The 18,552-nt window shown below is 73.4% G+C and carries 18 protein-coding genes; 8 read left to right on the forward strand and 10 right to left on the reverse strand.

Going from position 1 to position 18,552, the window contains the following annotated elements:
- Positions 1–23: 23 nt before the first annotated feature.
- The 4 genes from AB0J24_RS20390 to AB0J24_RS20405 are packed head-to-tail and all read right to left on the reverse strand — an operon-like array spanning position 24 to position 4,350.
- Positions 24–1,223, reverse strand: coding sequence for a TetR/AcrR family transcriptional regulator (locus AB0J24_RS20390; RefSeq protein ID WP_358683588.1), 1,200 nt, complete (start codon positions 1,221–1,223; stop codon positions 24–26).
- Positions 1,220–2,773, reverse strand: a complete 1,554-nt coding sequence (locus tag AB0J24_RS20395) for a long-chain-fatty-acid--CoA ligase (RefSeq protein WP_358683590.1) — start codon at positions 2,771–2,773, stop codon at positions 1,220–1,222. The genes AB0J24_RS20390 and AB0J24_RS20395 overlap by 4 nt, the downstream gene beginning before the upstream one ends.
- Positions 2,774–2,788: 15 nt before the next feature.
- Complete coding sequence (locus AB0J24_RS20400) at positions 2,789–3,781, reverse strand: LLM class flavin-dependent oxidoreductase (protein ID WP_358683592.1); 993 nt, start codon at positions 3,779–3,781, stop codon at positions 2,789–2,791.
- 32 nt (positions 3,782–3,813) lie between these two features.
- Complete coding sequence (locus AB0J24_RS20405; RefSeq protein ID WP_358683594.1) at positions 3,814–4,350, reverse strand: cupin domain-containing protein; 537 nt, start codon at positions 4,348–4,350, stop codon at positions 3,814–3,816.
- Positions 4,351–4,488: 138 nt separating this feature from the next.
- On the opposite strand from AB0J24_RS20405, the gene AB0J24_RS20410 reads away from it, so the two are divergent.
- Positions 4,489–5,634, forward strand: a complete 1,146-nt coding sequence (locus AB0J24_RS20410; protein ID WP_358683596.1) for an acyl-CoA dehydrogenase — start codon at positions 4,489–4,491, stop codon at positions 5,632–5,634.
- A gap of 49 nt (positions 5,635–5,683) precedes the next feature.
- Complete coding sequence (locus AB0J24_RS20415) at positions 5,684–7,285, forward strand: AMP-binding protein (protein ID WP_358683598.1); 1,602 nt, start codon at positions 5,684–5,686, stop codon at positions 7,283–7,285.
- 255 nt (positions 7,286–7,540) lie between these two features.
- Here AB0J24_RS20415 and AB0J24_RS20420 read toward each other — a convergent pair whose 3' ends face one another.
- The 4 genes from AB0J24_RS20420 to AB0J24_RS20435 all read right to left on the reverse strand — a co-directional run bounded on the left by AB0J24_RS20420 (position 7,541) and on the right by AB0J24_RS20435 (position 11,052).
- Positions 7,541–8,689, reverse strand: a complete 1,149-nt coding sequence (locus tag AB0J24_RS20420; RefSeq protein WP_358683600.1) for a CaiB/BaiF CoA-transferase family protein — start codon at positions 8,687–8,689, stop codon at positions 7,541–7,543.
- A 121-nt stretch (positions 8,690–8,810) separates the two neighbouring features.
- Positions 8,811–9,608 carry a polyphosphate kinase 2 gene (gene ppk2 / locus AB0J24_RS20425; protein WP_358683602.1) on the reverse strand — a complete coding sequence of 266 codons (798 nt, stop codon included), beginning with the start codon at positions 9,606–9,608 and terminating at the stop codon, positions 8,811–8,813.
- Between the two features lie 9 nt (positions 9,609–9,617).
- Positions 9,618–10,325 (reverse strand): GDSL-type esterase/lipase family protein, encoded by a 708-nt coding sequence (locus AB0J24_RS20430; protein ID WP_358683603.1) that lies wholly within the window; start codon positions 10,323–10,325, stop codon positions 9,618–9,620.
- A gap of 22 nt (positions 10,326–10,347) precedes the next feature.
- Positions 10,348–11,052: a DsbA family protein gene (locus AB0J24_RS20435; RefSeq protein WP_358683605.1), complete on the reverse strand. Its 705-nt coding sequence runs from the start codon at positions 11,050–11,052 to the stop codon at positions 10,348–10,350.
- Between the two features lie 94 nt (positions 11,053–11,146).
- Here AB0J24_RS20435 and AB0J24_RS20440 point away from each other — a divergent pair, with 94 nt between their 5' ends.
- The 4 genes from AB0J24_RS20440 to AB0J24_RS20455 all read left to right on the forward strand — a co-directional run bounded on the left by AB0J24_RS20440 (position 11,147) and on the right by AB0J24_RS20455 (position 16,185).
- Positions 11,147–11,842, forward strand: coding sequence for a response regulator transcription factor (locus AB0J24_RS20440; protein WP_358683607.1), 696 nt, complete (start codon positions 11,147–11,149; stop codon positions 11,840–11,842).
- A complete protein-coding gene (locus AB0J24_RS20445; protein WP_358683609.1) occupies positions 11,839–13,320 on the forward strand; it encodes a HAMP domain-containing sensor histidine kinase in 1,482 nt (493 codons plus the stop codon). Before AB0J24_RS20440 ends, AB0J24_RS20445 begins: the two co-directional genes overlap by 4 nt.
- An 861-nt stretch (positions 13,321–14,181) precedes the next feature.
- A complete protein-coding gene (locus AB0J24_RS20450) occupies positions 14,182–15,495 on the forward strand; it encodes a trypsin-like peptidase domain-containing protein (RefSeq protein WP_358683611.1) in 1,314 nt (437 codons plus the stop codon).
- A gap of 192 nt (positions 15,496–15,687) precedes the next feature.
- The gene (locus AB0J24_RS20455; protein WP_344018067.1) at positions 15,688–16,185 is read left to right on the forward strand and encodes a MogA/MoaB family molybdenum cofactor biosynthesis protein; all 498 of its coding nucleotides are present in this window, start codon (positions 15,688–15,690) and stop codon (positions 16,183–16,185) included.
- A gap of 64 nt (positions 16,186–16,249) precedes the next feature.
- Here AB0J24_RS20455 and AB0J24_RS20460 read toward each other — a convergent pair whose 3' ends face one another.
- Positions 16,250–16,657: an antitoxin gene (locus AB0J24_RS20460; RefSeq protein ID WP_358683613.1), complete on the reverse strand. Its 408-nt coding sequence runs from the start codon at positions 16,655–16,657 to the stop codon at positions 16,250–16,252.
- A 159-nt stretch (positions 16,658–16,816) separates the two neighbouring features.
- Here AB0J24_RS20460 and AB0J24_RS20465 point away from each other — a divergent pair, with 159 nt between their 5' ends.
- Both AB0J24_RS20465 and AB0J24_RS20470 read left to right on the forward strand, forming a co-directional pair.
- Positions 16,817–16,984 (forward strand): hypothetical protein, encoded by a 168-nt coding sequence (locus AB0J24_RS20465; RefSeq protein ID WP_358683615.1) that lies wholly within the window; start codon positions 16,817–16,819, stop codon positions 16,982–16,984.
- A gap of 5 nt (positions 16,985–16,989) precedes the next feature.
- Positions 16,990–17,832, forward strand: a complete 843-nt coding sequence (locus AB0J24_RS20470; RefSeq protein ID WP_358683617.1) for a DUF1989 domain-containing protein — start codon at positions 16,990–16,992, stop codon at positions 17,830–17,832.
- Positions 17,833–17,864: 32 nt separating this feature from the next.
- Here the strand turns inward: AB0J24_RS20470 and AB0J24_RS20475 are convergent, their stop codons facing one another.
- Entirely contained in the window at positions 17,865–18,524 is a 660-nt protein-coding gene (locus tag AB0J24_RS20475) for an SAF domain-containing protein (RefSeq protein ID WP_358683619.1), read from the reverse strand.
- Between the last annotated feature and the right edge of the window lie 28 nt (positions 18,525–18,552).

Below are 18,552 nucleotides of genomic sequence, written 5' to 3' on the forward strand. Positions count from 1 at the left end.
ACTGTCGTCGCGCGCCGGCCCGGTCACCCGGCAGTGCCGGGCACCTGCGTGGCGAGCACTGTTCGGGTGGTCGCCACCAGCTGGGCGCCGATCCCCGCCGAGCGCAGGTGCGCGATCCGGACGAGGTCGTCGACCCCGGACCGGGCGGCCCGGACCAGGGTCGCGGCCTCGGCCGGGTCGAGCTCCGGGCGGGCCGCCCGCAGCAGCTCCGACCAGCCGGTGACGAGGACACCCGCGTCGCGGGCCTCCGCGTCCGCATCGGACAGGTGGATCGACTCGGTCAGCGCCACGGAGACGAGATCGGGGAAGCGCAGCGCCAGCCCGACGTAGTTCTCGCCGAACAGGTCCAGCACCTGCCCCGGGTCCGTGCCGCGGCCCTGGGCGTCCAGCAGGCCGAGGGTGACCCATTCGTCGAGCCGGGCCAGCAGGGTCTGCAGGATCGCCATCTTGCTCGGGAAGTGGTGGTAGATGCTCGGACCGTGGATGCCGGCCCGCTCGCCGATCTCACCGAGCGTGACGCCGAGGTAGCCGTGCCGCCGGAACAGTGTCGCGGCATGGTGCAGGAGCCGTTCCCGCCGGGAGGTGGGCTCCGGGGTCCGGTGGAACGGCTGCGGCCCGACGACGTCCGGTCCGGGCAGCGGCAGGCGTCCGAGCCCGAGCACGGCGGCGGTGAGCAGCCGGTCGTCGCAGCGCGGCCGGCCCCCCTGGCTCGCCGCGACCGCGAGAGCCGACCAGGCGAGCGTCTCGGTCTCGACCGGGCCCGGCCGGTCGTCCCGGTCCCGGGCGATGACCGCCCCGACGCCGGTGGCGATCTCGACGACCCGCCGCTGGACCGGACCTCGCTCGGCCGGTTCGAGGTGGCGGGCCTCGCGCTGCCACAGCAGGGAGTGCGTGGGGTCGTCCAGGTTCGTCCGGACCAGCCGCGCGGCCAGCTCCGGCCATCCCGGCTCGGCGTCCAGGGCGGCGAAGTAGGTGTCCTGCCCGGTCACCGAGACGTGCGCCAGCAACGCGTACTTGTTCGGGAAGTGCCGGTACAGCGCGCGGGCGGTCACCCCGACCGCAGTCGCGATGTCCTCCATCCGTACGGCGTGGAAGCCCCGCTCGGCGAACAGGATCCGGGCGTGCCGGACGACATGGTCCCGCCGGTCCCGGGGGCGCCGCCGGGACGCGCCGCCCGCCGTGCCGGGATCGGCACCGGTCGCGGCGGCCGTGCGGGAGGTCACTGGGCAGGCACCTCTGCGTCTCCGTCGGCGAGCTGGGCACGCAGATCGCGCTTGAGCACCTTACCGGCCGCCGAGAGCGGCAGCGCATCGGTGAACGACACCGAACGCGGCGCCTTGTAACCGGCGATCCGGGTCTTCACGAACTCCCGCAGTTCGGCACCGTCGACGCTCCGGCCCGGGTGCAGCACCACCACCGCGTGCACCCGCTCGCCGTAGGTGTCGTCGGGAACCCCGACGACGGCGCAGGTCGCGACCGCGGGGTGGGCGGCCAGGACGTTCTCCACCTCGGTGGAGTAGACGTTCTCGCCACCGGTGATGATCATGTCCTTGATCCGGTCGACCAGGTACAGATAACCGTCCTCGTCGAGCCGGCCGCCGTCACCGGTGTGCATCCATCCCTCGCGCAGCGCCTGCGCGGTCTCCTCGGGCCGGTTCCGGTAGCCGGTCATCACGTGCCCGCCGCGCACGACGATCTCGCCGACCTCGCCGCGGGGGACCTCCCGCCCCTCGGGATCGACGACGCGCAGCTCGGTGTGCGCGGCGGCGCGACCTGCCGAACGCAGACGGGACGATCCCGGCCGGTGGTCCTCGGGCGGCAGGATCGTGGCCACCGGGGACAGCTCGGTCATGCCGTAGGTCTGCACCAGCTCCAGCTGCGGGAGCCTCGCCATGAGCCGTTCCAGCACGGCGTCCGAGATCGGGGCCGCCCCGTAGATCATCCGGCGCAGGCTGGTGAGATCGGCATCGGCGGCCCGCGGATGGTCGATCACCATCTGGGCCATGGTCGCGACAAGCAGGACGTCGGTGACCCGGTGCCGCTGCACCGCCTCCAGGAACGCGACCGGCTCGAACTGCGGGATCACCACCTGGGTGTTGCCCGCGACGCCGTGGGCCACCCAGCCGGCCAGGTCCCCGAGATGGAACATGGGAGCCGCGTGCAGCATCGAGCCGCCTGGGGTGACGAACCGGGTCGTCGCCATGCAGCCGTAGGCCGAGGTGAGCAGGCCGGCGTGGCTGAGCACGACGCCCTTGGCCGCCCCGGTGGTGCCACCGGTGTAGAAGATCGCCGCGGCGGAGCCGCCGCCGCGGCGGGCGTCGGGAACCGGTTCGTGCGCCGCGACCAGCTCCTCGAACCCGAGTGTCCCGTCCGGGGCGGGGCCGTCCCCGCAGAACACCACGTGGGCCAGCTGCGGGCAGGCCCGGCGCAGTTCCTCCACGACGGGCAGGAAGGTCCGGTCGACGAACAGGACCCGGGTGTCGCAGTCGGTGAGCGAGCCGGCGATCTCGGCCGGGCTCCACCGGATGTTGACGGTGTTGATCACTCCGTCGGCCCAGCAGGTCGCCCACAGGTACTCGAGGTAGCGGTCGGAGTTCAGCGACATCATCGCCACCCGGGCTCCGTCGCGGACACCGAGGGCGCGCAGTGCGCCGGCGAGGCGAGCGATCCGGTCGGTGCTCTCGGCGAAGGTGCGGTTCCGGTCACCGTCGATCGTGGCGGTCCGGCCGGGATCGCGCTGCAGCGCCCGGTGCAGTCCCTGGGTCAGGTACATCGGCTCCCGCCCCCCTCAACCCGCGGTGACCGAGGCGGGCACCAGCCGGGCGAAGGCCTCCAGCTCGCGGGGGATGTCCGGACCGGCCGGCTGGTAGACGACCTCGGTGACGCCCGAGGAGGCCATCTGTTCGAGACGGGCCCGCAGCGTGTCCGCCGTACCCGTGAACGTGAGCGCCTCGACCGTCTCCCGGGGGATCATCCGGTCGTCGTGCTCGGAGACCTCCATCAGGTGACCCTTGTGCAGCAGGACGTGCCGTTCGTCGGGGGTCATCGCGTCGATCACCGCCGCCCACTCCGCGCCGTTGGGGAGCGCGGACAGGTCGTAGCCCGCCTCGTAGTAGAGGTGGTAGATCACCGCGGCGGCGTGACCCGCGGCCCGCCACACCCGGTCCGAGGTCACGCTCTCACCCTCGTCGAGCACGGTGCCCAGTGCCCACCGCGCGGAGTTCGCCCACCCCGGCCCCGGGTCGGAGTTGACGGTGAGCACCCCGTCGGCGTGCTCGCGGGCGACCGCCAGTCCCTTGGGGCCCTCCGCCGCCAGGTAGACGTAGAACTCGACCGGCAGCGGAGGCAGATACCCGGAGGCGTGCATGAGCCGCATGCTGCGGCCCTCCCACTGCACGGCCTCACCGCGCAGCAGGGCCTTCAGCGCGGTGACGTACTCGGCCACCTCGGCCCACTTCATCGGCTTGTGCCCCAGCGCGCGCAGACCGGTGAACCCGGTACCGACGCCGAGGGTGAACCGCCCGGGGGCGATCGACTCGACGGTCGCGATCGCTGACGCCGTGGCCATCAGGTGCCGCAGCCGGGGCACGGCCACGCCGGTCGCCAGGCCGATCCGGGTGGTGCGGTCGGCCGCCCTGGCCAGGGCGGCCCAGGGATCGAGGCAGAGTGCGGGTGAGTCGTAGACCCAGGCCCGGGTGTAGCCGAGCTCCTCGGCGAGTGCGATGTGGTCGGGGGTGTGCGCGCCGGTGTAGAACGCGCAGGACATCGTCGGTACGGGCATCGTCGGCCGCCTTCGGTCGGGTTCGGACGGGATCAGGCCTGGGTGGCGCCGCAGAGGGCGAAGGCGACGACGAAGGGCTCGCTGCCGTCGTTGAACCAGGCGTGGGGTGTCCCGTTCTGGATCAGGACGTCGCCCTGGGCGATCCGCACCTCGACGTCGTCGAACCGGAGGACGCCGGCCCCGGAGACGACGACGATGTAGTCGACGGTCTGCGTGACGTGCGCACCCGGCTGGTCGGGGAAGGCGAAGGTCGCGGCCGCGCCGGGCAGCTTCTCCTCGATCTCGGTACCGGCCGCCGCGAGATCGGTCGACTCGTCGGGGACGTAGGTGATCCCCGGCGGCACGGACAGGAACCCGAACCGGATCCCCGGGTGCGGCGGGAAGAACGTCGCCTTCGGGTCGCCCGCCGAGGCGTCGGTCACCGGCAGGGCCGCGCGCTCGGTCTCCCAGACCCGGACGATCTCCACGCCCGGCAGCAACGCGACCGTGGTGGGTTCGAGCGGGCCGTCGTCCAGTACCGCCGTCCGCCCCTGCGGGCCCGATCCCATCACGACCCTGCGCACCTTCATGTCAGCTCCTCCGGCTCGCCAGCTTGTACATCACCATTAGCATGACCTGAGTCATATACGGGACAGAAGACCAGTGAACAGCCTCTTGTGTCAATCATGTACATGCTGATTTGATCGAGCGAACGACAGGAGGACACAGTGGTCAGTAGTCCGGCCGAGGACGACCGGCGAGCATTCGTCGAGGCCGTCCGGGCGTTCGCCCGCCGCGAGTGCGGTACCCGTGAGCAGCGGGCGGCCCTGACCCGGGGCGGCGCCGAGGCGCACAACCAGGAGCTCAACCGCCGGATCGCCGAACTGGGCTGGAGCGGTGTGGCCATGCGCCCGGAGTGGGGTGGCTCCGGCGGCGGGGTGACCGATGCCTGCCTCCTGCTGGAGGAGCTCGCCCACGGCAAGGTTCCGGTGTTCGGCCTGGGGATCTCGATGATCGTCGCGCGCACCGTCCAGGAGTTCGGCACCGACGCCCAGCGGAGCGACGTCGTCGGCGGATTCTGCCGGGGCGAGGTGTACGCGGTCGCGATGAGCGAGCCCGACTCGGGCTCCGACGTGGGATCGCTGTCCTGTCGCGCCGAACCGGTCGAGGACGGGTACCGGATCAACGGCCAGAAGACCTGGATCTCCTGCGCGCACTACGCCAGGGCGATCCTGCTGGTCTGCCGCACCGCGCCGGGGCCGGACAAGCACGAGGGCATCTCGATGCTCCTGGTCCCCACCGACACCCCGGGCCTGACGATCCGGTCGATCGACACCCTCGGCGGACGCGAGGTCAACGAGCTGTACTTCACCGACGCGGTCGTGCCGGCCGACGCGCTGGTCGGCGTCGAGGGCGGCGCCTGGCCGCAGCTGATGGCCGGGCTGAACTTCGAACGGGTGTTGTGCGCCGCGATCTTCCTGGGCAACGCCCGGGCCACCTTCGACGACGCGCTGGACTACGTCGGCACCCGACGACAGTTCGGCCGCCCGATCGGCTCCTTCCAGGCGATCGGGCACCGGATCGCCGATCTCGCCACCGAGCTCGAATGCTGTGCCCTGCTCGTCCACGACGTGGCCCGCAAGATGGACCGGGACCCCGGCGGCCGGTGGTCCCGGCAGGCGTCGATGGCCAAGCTGAAGGTCACCGAGACCGCCAAGCGGATCAGCATCGAAGGGATGCAGATGATGGGCGGGGCGGGCTACACCACCGAGTACGACATGGAGCAGCACCTGCGCCGCAACATCATCTCCACCGTCTTCGCCGGGACCAGCGAGATGCAACGAGACATCATCGCCAGGTCCTACCGTCTGTGACCCACCCCGCGACGAACCGACATCCCCGCCGTACGGAGGACGATCGACGATGACCGCACCCGACATCCGGGTCGAGGAGCTGCTCCGGCACTACAGCCGTGCCGGCTCGTCGGCCGCCGAGTTGCTCTGCGACCGCCACCCTGCGGGCGCGGTCGCGTTCACCGTCGTCGAGCCGGATCTCGGCGCCCGCGACATCACCTTCGGCGAGCTGCGGGAGCAGTCGGTGCGGTTCGCCGCAGCGCTGGCCGAGCTCGGCGTCGGCCCCGGCGACGCCGTGGCGGTGCTGATGGGCAGGTCCGCCGAACTCGTCGTCGCACTGCTGGGGATCTGGCGGCGCGGCGCGGTGCACGTCCCGCTGTTCACCGCGTTCGCCCCGCCCGCCGTCGAGCTGCGGGTCGGCGCGAGCGGCGCGACCGTCGTCGTCGCCGACGCCGACCAGTGCGGCAAGCTCGACCCGTCCGCGGACCTGCGGCTGATCGTCGTCGGCGACCGGGACGGCGGGGACGGCCCGCCCGGGGAGGACTTCCACGCACTGCTGGACCGGCACCGCGGCGCCGACGCCGAGCCCGCGGTGCTCGGACCGGACGGGGTGCTCATCGAGCTGTTCACCTCGGGGACCACCGGCGCCCCCAAGGCGGTCCGGGTCCCGGTGCGGGCACTCGCCGCCGTCCTGGGATACCTGGAGTTCGGCCTCGACCTGCGCGCCGACGACGTCTACTGGAACGCGGCCGACCCGGGCTGGGCCTACGGCCTGTACTACGCCGTGCTCGGCCCGCTCGCCGCCGGACGGCGGAGCCTGCTGCTGCACGCCCCCTTCGACCCGGCCACCACCTGGGCGGTGCTGCAGCGGTTCGGGGTCACGAACTTCGCGGCCGCCCCGACGGTCTACCGGAGCCTGCGCGGCGCCACCGTCCCGGCGGCGGCCGATCTCGCGCTGCGCTGCCTGTCCTCGGCCGGGGAGCCGCTCACCCCGGACATCCCGGAGTGGTTCGAGGACCGGATCGGCGTGACCGTCCGGGACCACTACGGCCAGACCGAGCAGGGCATGATGATCGCCAACGGCTGGGCCGAGCCGATCCGCGAGCCGGTCCGGCCCGGCTCGATGGGCAGGCCGCTGCCCGGGTGGAGCCTCGAGGTGCTCGGTGACGACGGAACGCCCGCCCCGCCCGGCACCCTCGGCCAGGTCGCCGTGGACGTGCCGGCCAGCCCGCTGGCGACCTTCGAGGGGTACGCGCGCAGCACCGGGTCGTCGCGGTTCAGCGCCGACGGCCGCTGGTACCTGACCGGCGACACCGCGACCCGCGACGCCGACGGGCACTTTCGCTTCTCCGCCCGCGACGACGACGTCATCATCATGGCCGGGTACCGGATCGGCCCGTTCGAGGTGGAGAGCGTCCTGCTGACCCATCCCGCCGTGGCCGAGGCCGCCGTCGTCGGCCGGCCGGACGAGCTGCGCGGCGAGGTGCTGGAGGCACACGTCGTGCTCGCCCCGGGTGCCCCCGGGTCGGCGGGCCTGGAGGCCGAACTGCAGCAGCTGGTGAAGGAGCGCTACGCCCGGCACGCCTACCCGCGCGCCGTACACGTCGTCGACAGCCTTCCCAAGACCCCGAGCGGCAAGGTGCAACGGTTCCTGCTCCGCCGGGGCGGCTGAGACGGACCGGGGCGGGAGCCGCTGACCGGGACCCGGGTCGTCGAGCTCGCCGGGATCGACCCGGCCCAGCTGGACCGGCAGGACGACCGCCGGGCGTGGCCGCAGATCAGGGCCCGGATCGCCGCGGTGCTCCGGACCCGCAGCCGCGACGAGTGGGCCGCACGGTTCGCCCCCCGGTGATGTCGGTGTGCCCGTCGGTGAGCGTCACCCCGGCCCCGGCACGACGACAGCGCACCCCGGCGGGCCGGGACGAGCTCACGGCTGTTCGTCCAGCCAGGCCAGCACCTCGTCGGTGTGCTCCCCGACGTCCGGGACGCGGCCCATCCGGGCGGGCCGGCCGGGCAGGGTGATCGGTGGCTGCAGCGCGCGCAGCGGCCCGACGGGGGAGTCGACCTCGGTCCAGCGGCCGCGCGCGTCGAGCTGGGGGTGGTCGAGCACGTCGGCGAGCTCACGCTGCCGGGCGTGCGCGATCCGTGCCCCGGCCAGCCGGTCGAGGAAGATCTCTCCGCTCAACGTCGCCAGTACCGCGTCGATCTCCACCTGCAGGGCCGCGCGCTCGGCCACCCGTCCGGAGCCGGTGTCGAACCGGGGATCGGTGGCGAGGCCGGGAGTGCGCAGGACGTCGGTGCAGAACGCCACCCACTCGCGCTCGTTCTGGATCGACAGCACGACCTCGGTCCCGTCGCCGGTGACGAAGGTGCCGTACGGGGCGATCGCGGCGTGGCTGGTCCCGGTCCGCCCGGGCGGGGAGCCGCCGTACCCGGCGTAGTAGAGCGGGTAGCCCATCCACTCGACGAGCGAGTCGAACAGGCTGACCTCCACCTCGGTGCCGACGCCGGTGCGCTCGCGCTCGTAGAGCGCCGCGAGGATCCCGCTGAACGCGTACATGCCGGCGCCGATGTCCGCGGCCGGGATGCCCGCCTTGGCGGGGGAGTCCTCGGTCCCGGTGATCGAGACGAGACCCGCCTCGGACTGGATCAGCAGGTCGTAGGCCTTCGCGTCGCGGTACGGCCCGCTGCCGCCGTAACCGGAGATCGAACAGGTCACGAGCCGGGGGAAGCGGGCGCGCAACGCCGTCGCACCGAGCCCGAGGCGGTCCGCGGCGCCGGGGGCGAAGTTCTGCACGAACACGTCGGCGCGTTCCAGCAGCCGCAGCATCTTCTCGACGGCGGCCGGGTCCTTGAGGTCGAGAGCGACGCTCTGCTTCGACCGGTTGAGCCACACGAAGTGGCTCGACATCCCCCGCACGGTCCGGTCGTAGGCGCGGGCGAAGTCACCGCTGCCGGGGCGCTCCACCTTGATCACGCGGGCGCCGAGATCGGCCAGGTGACGGGTGGCGAGCGGTGCGGCGACCGCCTGCTCGCACGAGACGACGACGAGCCCGTCCAGGGGCAGCGGGTGCATCCGGATCTCCTCGGCAGATGGTGCGGCGTTCGCTCGGACCGTGCCCGGCGCCCGGGTCAGCGCCACGACGCGGCCGGGCACCGACCCGGTGGGAGTGTCGTCGGGCAGCGGCCGTCCGGGCTCAGAGCAGGGTGGCCGCGTGGTCGGGCACGTCGCGCTGGATCTCCCGTGGCGGACGCTCGTAGTTCCCCGACGGCGGACGCTCCGGCAGCCTCAGCACCTGGCGTTCGACCGGCTCCCACGGGACCGACGACAACAGGTGGTGGATCATGTTGATCCGCGCGTTGCGCTTCTCCTCGGCCTCCACGATCCACCAGGGGGCGTGATCGGTGTCGGTGTGCACCAGCATGTCGTCGCGGGCCTTGGAGTAGTCGTCCCAGCGGGTCATCGACTCCAGGTCCATCGGCGAGAGCTTCCACTGCTTCATCGGGTTCTCCAGGCGCTCGGCGAACCGCCTGGCCTGCTCGTCGGCGCTCACCGAGAACCAGTACTTACGCAGGTGGACGCCGTCCTCGACGAGCAGCTGCTCGAACACCGGCGCCTGGCGCAGGAACCGCCGGTACTCGGCCTCCGTGCAGAAACCCATCACCCGTTCGACGCCGGCGCGGTTGTACCAGGAGCGGTCGAACAGGACGATCTCACCGGCCGCCGGCAGGTGCTCGACGTAGCGCTGGAAGTACCACTGCGTCTTCTGGCGCTCGGTCGGCGTCGGCAGCGCCACGATGTGGCAGAACCGTGGGTTCAGGTACTGGCTGACCCGCTGGATCGCGCCGCCCTTCCCGGCGGCGTCCCGGCCCTCGAACACGACGACGACGCGTGCCCCGGTCGCCTTCACCCACTCCTGCATCTTCAGCAGCTCACCCTGCAGTCGCAGCAGTTCGGCCTCGTAGACCTTGCGGGGGAGCTTCTGTGTCGCCATCTCCAACACCTAACCAGAACGGGGCGGCGCGAGGCCCGCACGACGCAGGGCCTCGGCGAAGACCTCGGCGATCGCGGCGTAACCGCGGTCGTTCGGGTGGAAGCCGTCGGAGGAGAGCTTGCCGCGCCAGTGCCGGGTCCGCGGGTCCCGCAGCTCGGCGAGCACCAGGCCGCGGCGGGCCACCGCGTCGTCGATCAGACCGTTGACGACGAGCGCGGCCGCGAAGGTCCCCGGCTGGTTGCCGATCACCGTCCCGCGGGGGAGCCGGTCCACTAGTCGCACGTAGCGTTCCCCGACGCCTTCCTGGCGGCGCGGCTGCATCAGGTCGTTGGAGCCGATCAGGCAGACCAGCAGGTCCGGGCGCAGCCGCAGGGCGGCGGGGAGCTGACGGTCGACGACGTCGTCGACCCGGGCGCCGTACTGGGACAGGTTCACCAGCCGCCACGACGCCCCGAGCGTCGGGGCGAGCCGGCCGGCCCAGCCGCCGTCCGGGCGGGCGGCGCCGATGCCCTGGGCCATCGAGTCACCGAGCGCCACCCAGAGCGGGCCGGAACCACCCAGTGCAGTCCGGTTGTGCTCCTGCCAGAACTCGGCGTACGGCTCGATCTGGCCCTGTACCCGCCGGACCCCGGGCAACACCCGGGAGGCGAGCGTGATCAACCGCCCGGGCGGGCGACCGGTCCGGTTCGAGAAGCCGAGCTCCCCCGCGTCGGTCACGGACGCCAGTGAAGCAGACCCCTCAGCGGACGGTCGTCTCACCGCGGGCGATCCGGGAGGTGAGCGGGGTGTCCGGGAACGACCGGAGACCCCGCTTGAGCTCGGCGAACCCGGGCCAGGTGGCGAGGGTGAACACGGCGTCCCACAGGCGCAACGCATCCTCCCCGAACGGCACGGTGTCGATCACCGGGCCGAACAGCCCCGGCCCGTCCGGCGGGGAGAACGACAACACCGGGGTGCCGACGTCGTCGCCGCAGCGCCTGCGGACCTCGGCCACGTTCTCCCGGAGCCCGTCGTCGAGCCCGTCGTCGTGCGCGGCGTCGGCCAGCGCGGGGGACAGGCCGAACCGTTCCAGCACCGGGCGCAGGTCGCGCTGCTGTGCCATCACCTGCATCACCGGGTCGAAGCCCTCGCCGTCGGGGGCGTCGGTGTCCCAGACCAGCTCGCCGAACCCGGTGTAGAGGTCGCCGACGATCTCCGGGCCGCGCTGCGCCTGCGCCGCCGCGATCACCCGCAGCATCTCCAGCCCGCGCCGGTGCGACTCCGGGTAGGCGTCGGAGACCTCGAGCCGCTCCTCGTAGGAGATCCCTTCGTTGAGCAGCGCGAGCGGCAGCGGACGCCAGTGCACCGCGATCTGTCGCTGTCTGCCGACCTCCACCACCCAGCGTGAGGTGACCCAGCAGAACGGGCAGATCGGGTCGAAGAAGAACTCGAACTCGTCGGTCATGTCCGACGACTACCCGGGCCGACGGTGGATCAACACCCGGTACCGATCAGCTCCCGCTCAGACCGCTCTCAGGGGGCTGGGCGAGACTGGGCGCATGCGCATTCTGGTCGTCGACGACGACAAGGCGGTCCGGGACTCGCTGCGCCGGTCGCTGGCCTTCAACGGCTACGAGGTCGTCCTCGCCGAGGACGGCCAGGCCGCGCTGGACATGATGCTCGCCGACCGCCCGGACGCCCTCGTCCTCGACGTGATGATGCCGCGGGTCGACGGGCTGGAGGTCTGCCGGCGGTTGCGCAGTGCGGGCGACTCGCTGCCGATCCTGGTGCTGACGGCGCGTGATGCGGTGTCCGACCGGGTCGCCGGGCTCGACGCCGGCGCCGACGACTACCTGCCCAAGCCGTTCGCGCTGGAGGAGCTGCTGGCGCGGTTGCGGGCGCTGCTGCGCAGGCGGACCCCCGAACCGGACGGCGCCGCCGGGGCCAGTGCCGCGCTGAGGTTCGCCGATCTCTCGCTGGACCCTGACACCCGCGAGGTCACCCGGGGGGAGCGGGCGATCAGCCTCACCCGCACCGAGTTCTCGCTGCTGGAACTGCTGCTCGCGCATCCGCGCCGGGTGCTCACCCGGGCCCAGATTCTGGAGCAGGTCTGGGGATACGATTTCCCGACCAGCGGTAACGCGCTGGAGGTGTACGTCGGCTATCTGCGTCGCAAGACCGAGGCCGACGGCGAACCGCGACTGATCCACACCGTGCGCGGCGTCGGGTACGTGCTGCGGGAGTCGCCTCCGTGAGCGGGATCCGGTCGCAGATCAGCGCGTCGCTGCGGCTGTCCCCCACCGAGGAGCGCGCGGAGCGGTGGTGGCGACGCACGCACGGTGCCGACGAGCGTGAGCGGTTCACCCTGCGCGCCCGGATCGGGGTGCTGGCGGCGCTGGTCGCGGCGGCCATGGTGCTGATCGTGTCGATGGCGGCCTTCCTGGTCGTCCGGCAGAACCTCACCAGCTCCCTCGACGAGAACCTGCGCCAGCGGGCCTATCTGGCCGCGCAGAGCGACCTGATCAACCCGCAGCTGCTGGCGACGCTGCCGCCCGCCGTCCTCGGGGCGGCCGATCTGCACATCGCGCTGCTGTACTCGTCGGGCGTCTACACCTCGGCGGACGAGTCCTCGATCCCGCCGGTCGGGGAGCCGGAGCTGGCCGTCGCGCAGGGCGGCCCGACCCAGCCGGGGCGCACCGCGACGCTGGACGGTGTCCAGTACCGGGTCGTGGCCGTGCGTGCCGACGAGGGCCGTGCGCTCGTCATCGCCCAGCAGCTGGACACGATCACCAAGGTCGTGACCCGGATGGGGACCGCGTTGCCGCTGGTCGGGCTGGGCGGAGTGGTGCTGGCCGCGTTGGCGGGTGTCGCCGTCGCACGGACCGGCCTGCGGCCGGTGCAGCGGTTGACCGCGGCGACCGAGCGGGTGGCGACCACCGGTGATCTGCGGCCGATCCCGGTCGCCGGGTCGGACGAGCTGGCCCGGTTGACGCAGTCGTTCAACGCGATGCTCGGTGCGCTGGCCGCGTCCCGGGAACAGCAGCGCAGGCTCGTCGCCGACGCCGGGCACGAGTTGCGGACCCCGCTGACCTCGCTGCGCACCAACCTGGAGTTGCTCACCGCCGCCGACCGGGCGGACACCCCGGAGTTGCCCGCCGAGGACCGGGCCGAGTTGCTCGACGATGTCCGCGCCCAGGTCGAGGAGCTGTCGCACCTGGTGGGGGACCTGGTGGAGCTGGCCCGCGACGACGCGCCCACGATGGCGAGCGAGGCGCTGGAGCTGAGCGAGATCGTCGAGCGGGCGTTGGCCAGGGTGCGGCGGCGAGCGGGGGAGACCGAGTTCGACGTCCACCTGACCCGCTGGGTCCTCGACGGCGACGCCAACGCGCTCGAGCGCGCCGTGCTGAACCTGCTCGACAACGCCGTGAAGTGGAGTCCCCCCGGTGGGCGGGTGCGGCTCTCGATGGTGCCGATCGCCCCGGAGTGGATCGTGATCGAGGTCGCCGACGAGGGGAACGGCATCGCGGCCGAGGACCTGCCGCACGTGTTCGACCGCTTCTACCGGGCCGACACCTCGCGGACCATGCCCGGCTCCGGGCTCGGGCTGTCGATCGTGGCGCAGGCCGCGGCCCGGCACGGCGGGGAGGTGCGCGCAGGCAGCGCTCCGGAGGGTGGCGCGCTGCTGTCGATGGCGCTGCCGGGCCGATACGTGGCAGAACCCGGCAGCCCATAGCCTGGAGGGGTGACGATCCGGTGTGTCGGGTCGTTCAGGCGAGCGACGGACGGTGGACGAATGGCCCAGGAGAACCCGCCCGGCGAGAGCCCCGAGCCGGAGGCGGCGCCGGGCGGGGTGAACCGATCGTCGGGCCCGGAGGGCTCCCGGAGCGCGGATGACGCGACAGGCCACGACGGGGACACCGCGCAGACCGGCGCCGACGGCGGGCCCGCGGACATCGGCGGCCGAGTCGGCGGGCCCACGGACACCGGCGGCCGTGTCGGCGGGCCCACGGGCACCGGGGGCGGTGGTACGGCGGGTCCGGCGCGGGCCGAGACGGGCGGCCCCGGCGGTTCCGATCACGACGGTGCCACACCCGGCGGTGGCAGCGGTGGCAGCGCCGGAACCGGGCCCGGATCCGGCACCGGCAGCAGCAGCGGCGCCGCCGGCCCTGGCAGTGCCGGCGGTGGGGGTATCGGCGGATCCGCCGCCGACGGGCCTGGCGGCAGCGGCCCTGGCAGCAGCGGCAGCGGCACTGGAGGCGGCGCCGACGGCACCGACATCGGCACTGACAGCGGCGCCGACGGCTCTGACGTCGGCTCTGACATCAGCACCGGCACCGGCACCGGCACCAGGGACGGCGGTGGTAGCGGCCCCGGTACCGGTGCGGACGGTGCCGAGGTCAGTGCCGTCGCCGACGGAGGGACCGCCGACGCCCGGCCGCACGACGAGGCGGCCGGTGCGACCGGCACCGCGACCGTGCGCGGTGCGGCCCCGGTGGGCCACGATGCCACGGCCTCCGGCCTGCTGGGGAGCGACGGCGGCGCCCCGGGGGCATCCGTGGCGGAGACCGCGGGTAGCGGCGCCGGAGCCGAGCCTGTGGGCTCGCCCGGCGCGGCCCGCGACGGCGCCGCCGGGCAGGGGCGTCCGGAGCAGGGGCCGCCCCAGGAGCCGCCGACCGACCGCTGGGAGGTCCCGGTCAACCCGTGGGCCCGGCCGGGCCCACAGGCCCCGGTGTACCCGGGTGAGCAGTACCCCTCGTACCCACGGGCCCACTACCCCGGGACGGCGGCCTACCCGACCGAGCAGCAACAGCAGCAGTACCCCTACGCGACCGGGGTGGCGCAGCCTCCACCGAGCCGGTTCCGGCGCACGGTCGCACTGATCGTCGGGGGGCTCATCCTCGCGCTGGTTGCCGGCGCCATCGGCGGGGCGATCGGGGCGGACATCACCCGCTCGGCGGCCTCCGGCGGCGGGGCCCTCGCCGGCCCGTTGCCCGAGGTCGAGTCCGACCTCCCGGTGACGCCGGTCGAGGCGGTCGCCGCGCGGGTCCTGCCCAGTGTGGTGCAGCTGCGGGTCGAGGGCGGCGCCGGCAACACCGGCGGCCGCGGCGAGGGCTCCGGCATGGTGATCAGCGACGACGGACTGATCCTCACCAACAACCACGTCGTCGAGCCAGCGGCGGCGGGTGGGACGCTGCGGGCGGTCCTGCACGACGGCCGGGTCGCCGTCGGGTCGATCGTCGGTCAGGACCCGCAGTCCGACGTCGCGCTGGTCCGGGTGCAACTGGGCGGTCTCGTGCCGGTGGAGCTCGGTAACTCCGATGCCGTGCGGGTCGGCCAGCAGGTCACCGCGATCGGCTCGCCGCTCGGGCTGGGCGGCTCGGTCAGCACCGGCATCGTCTCCGCGCTGGACCGCGCGGTGAGCGTCGGCGGCGAGGCCGGGAACGACTCGACCGTGCTGAACGCCATCCAGACCGACGCGGCGATCAACCCGGGCAACTCGGGCGGTCCGCTCGTCGACATGGAGGGCCGGGTCGTCGGCATCAACTCGGCGATCGCGACGGCCGGCCCGGGCGGTGGTTCGATCGGCGTCGGGTTCTCGATCCCGATGAACCAGGCCCGGCGGATCGCCGATCAGCTGCGCACCGGCGGCCCGGCGACGCACGCCGTGCTCGGTGTCGAGGTCACCGACGACCCGCAGCTGGGCGGGGCACGCATCCAGACCGTCACGCCGGGCGGCGCGGCGGAGCAGGCCGGGCTGGTCCCGCAGGACCTCGTGGTGCGCCTCGGCGACCAGCGGATCTCCACCGGGACGGACCTGCAGGCCGCGGTTCGTTCCCAACCGCCGGGGACGTCCGTGGAGCTGCAGCTGGAGAACCGGACGGTCCAGGTGACCCTCGGCGAGCAGTGACCCGCACGCGGGCGGCAGGCCGGGGCGACCGGGATCTCGTTGACGTGTGAAAGACCGCCGTGATGGGCTTTCCGGGTGTTCGGTGGTGCCCCGTCGAACGCGAACGGAGCGTCGTGCCGGTGCGGGTTCCCCCTCCCCGTACCGGTACGGCCTCCCCCGGGAGCGTGCCGGGCCCGACGTTAGGCTGACGCCATGGAGATGTCGGATCCGCAGATCGGCCGTGCCCTCGTGGTGATCGTCGACGACCGGGTGAGTGCCGGGGAGCGGTCCGACGCCACCGGCCCACTGGTCACCGAGCTGCTGGAGGAGGCGAACTTCGTCGTCGACGGCGTGGTGAGCGCCCCCGGCGATGTCGTCGCCATCCGCAGCGCGCTGAACACCGCCGTGATCGGTGGCGTCGACCTGGTGGTGACGGTCGGTGGCACCGGGGTCTCGCCGCGCGACGTGACGCCGGACGCGACGACCGGTGTCCTGGACCGGCCGGTGCCCGGTATCGCCGAGGCGATCCGCGCGTCCGGCCTGGCCGCCGGCGCGGTCGACGCCGGTGTGTCCCGCGGTGTCGTCGGGGTGTCCGGCAGCACGCTGGTGGTGAACCTCGCCGCCTCGCGGGCGGCAGTCCGCGACGGGATGGCCACGCTCACGCCGCTGGTCCCGCACGTCATCTCGGAGCTGTCCGGCCTGGACGCCTGATCCCCGCCCGACCCGGATGGGCCCCGGCGGAGTCGCTCCGCGCGGGGCCCGCCGCGCATCCGGTTCAGCTCGCCGGCGGTGGCGGGACCGGGGGGACGCCGCCGTCCTTCCGGTCGTCCGATGCGGGTGGTCGGGACGCGGCCGGGTTGCCGTCGGGCTTGAGTGCCTCGCCACCCGGCGGTGCGGGCGGCACCGGCGGTACGCCGTCGGTGTGGGTGCCGGCGCCGGGGGTGGCCCCGGTGTCGCGCCGGAGCACCTCCTCGACCTTGCCCTTGACCCCGTCGATCTGATCGCTGTACTTGCCGCCGGTGGCCTGGTCGATCCGCTCGGCGGCCTTGCCCACCAGGGGCCCGGCCTTCTCGCGGGCGCTCTCCAGGTGCGGTGCGGCCTTCTCCTTCGCCTTCTCCAGGTGTGGTGCGGCCTTCTCCAGCGCGCTCTCGGCCGCCTCGCGGGCCTTGTCCAGGAACCCCATGTCCGCCTCCCCTCCTCGTCGGGCCCGCGTCGGTCGCGGGCGTGTTGCGTCACGTCCGGCTCCATGGTGGCACCGCGAGACGATCCGAGGGGGCCGCGACCACGCGGTGCGGCCGCCTGCAACGAGATCGACATCTCCGCGCACGGCACCATGGACGCCATGACCGAACCAGCGGACCACCTGCGCAGGCGGATCGAGGACATCTTCGGCGACGACCCGGTCGGCACCTCCGACGAACGCTCCGACGGCGGTTCGGCGCAGGAGCGTGACGACCGCGACCCGGACCGCTGGTTCACCGAGAACCGGCCGCCGCACCACGGAGGCTGAGCACGATGGGACCGACGGACGCGGCCTACCAGGGCGGCCCGGGCTCGCCGCTGCACGTCGACCGCGACCTCTACGGCCCGATCGGCGCCGACACCGCGGGGCGAACCCTCGTCGAGGAGTTCGAGATCCCGGTCCGCTCCGGCCGGGCGTGGGTCGTGCCGGCGGGGCACGTCGTCCGGTTGTACACCGTGGACGGGCCGCAGGTCGGCGACCTCAACCTGTGGCACCGGGACAACCCGCGGGAACGGTTCTGGGCGGCGCGTACCCGCCAGCTGCACGCGGCGCACGTCACCCGGTTCGACCGGCTGTGGTCGACGTTGCCCTACCTGCGGCCGCTGGCGACGATCGTCGCCGACACGCTGGAGCACTACGGCGTCGACGAGGACGGCGGACGGGTGCACGACACGCTGGGCTCGCGCTGCGACCCCTACGTGAACCGCATGCTGACCGGCGCGGACTTCGACTTCCACTGTCATTCGAACCTGGTCCGGTCCGTCGCACCGCACGGTCTCACGGAGTTCGACGTGCACGACGTGCTCAACGTCTTCCAGTGCACCGGGTTGAACGAGCGCGACCAGTACTTCATGAAGGCGTGCCCGGCCAGGGTCGGGGACTTCATCGAGCTGTTCGCCGAGGTCGACCTGCTCGCGGCGTTGTCGACCTGCCCCGGCGGGGACCTGTCCGTCCCGATGTGGGGGCCGGACGCCCGGGATCCGATCGAGGTCTGCCGGCCGATCGGGGTGGCCGTGTACGCGGTCGACGACGCGCTGCTGCAGGGCTGGGAGCCACCCGAACGCGCCGCGTACGCGGGAGCCCACGGCACCCGCCTGGTGTCCCGCCCCGACTGAGGCCACCGCGGTCCGCACCAGCTGCCGGGCGGTCATCGCAGTGTCACCGTGATCTCCCCGGCCAGGGTCGCCGCGGCGACCACGGCAGCCTCGGCCTCGGGCAACGCGACCAGCACCAGGGGCCCCGGGCCGGTGCCCGCACCGGGGCCGGAGGAGGCGTCGGGAACCACCGCGACCACTCCGGCCCGGGCCGCCAGCACCCGCGGCCCTTCCGGCCCGCCGGCGATCAGGTCGACCCTCGCCCCCGGGCTCAGCAGTGCTGCCACGGCCGGATCGGCGGGCCGAACCGGCACCGCGGACGCGCCGGGACCCCCGGCCCGCTCGGTCAGGCCGGGGCCGACCAGGCGCAGGTCGGTGATCGGCTCACCGGACCGCACCGGCCCGGCCGGCACTCGGCCCTCCGCCTCCGCGACCGTCCGCAGCACGCCGCCGGGGGCGAGCGTGGGCGGCCACCCGGAGACGGCGACGTCGGCGGCCGCGATCGGGGTTCCGGCCGCGAGGTCGTGCGCGGCGACCAGCACGGGCGCTCGCTCGTCGGCCGGGTCGGGCAACAGCGCGACCAGAAGTGCCGCGAGTGCGAGAGCCGCGGCGAGCGCCCGGCGCAGCAGCAGCGCCCGCGCCCACGAGGGGCCGTGCGCGATTCCCGGCAGTGCCCTGTCCCAGAGCCTGCGGGCCCGTCGATCCTCGTCCATCCGTCCGCCCTCCGGTGCCGCCCCGAAT

This window comes from Pseudonocardia sp. NPDC049635 (assembly GCF_040659795.1).
Classification (GTDB): Bacteria; Actinomycetota; Actinomycetes; order Mycobacteriales; family Pseudonocardiaceae; genus Pseudonocardia.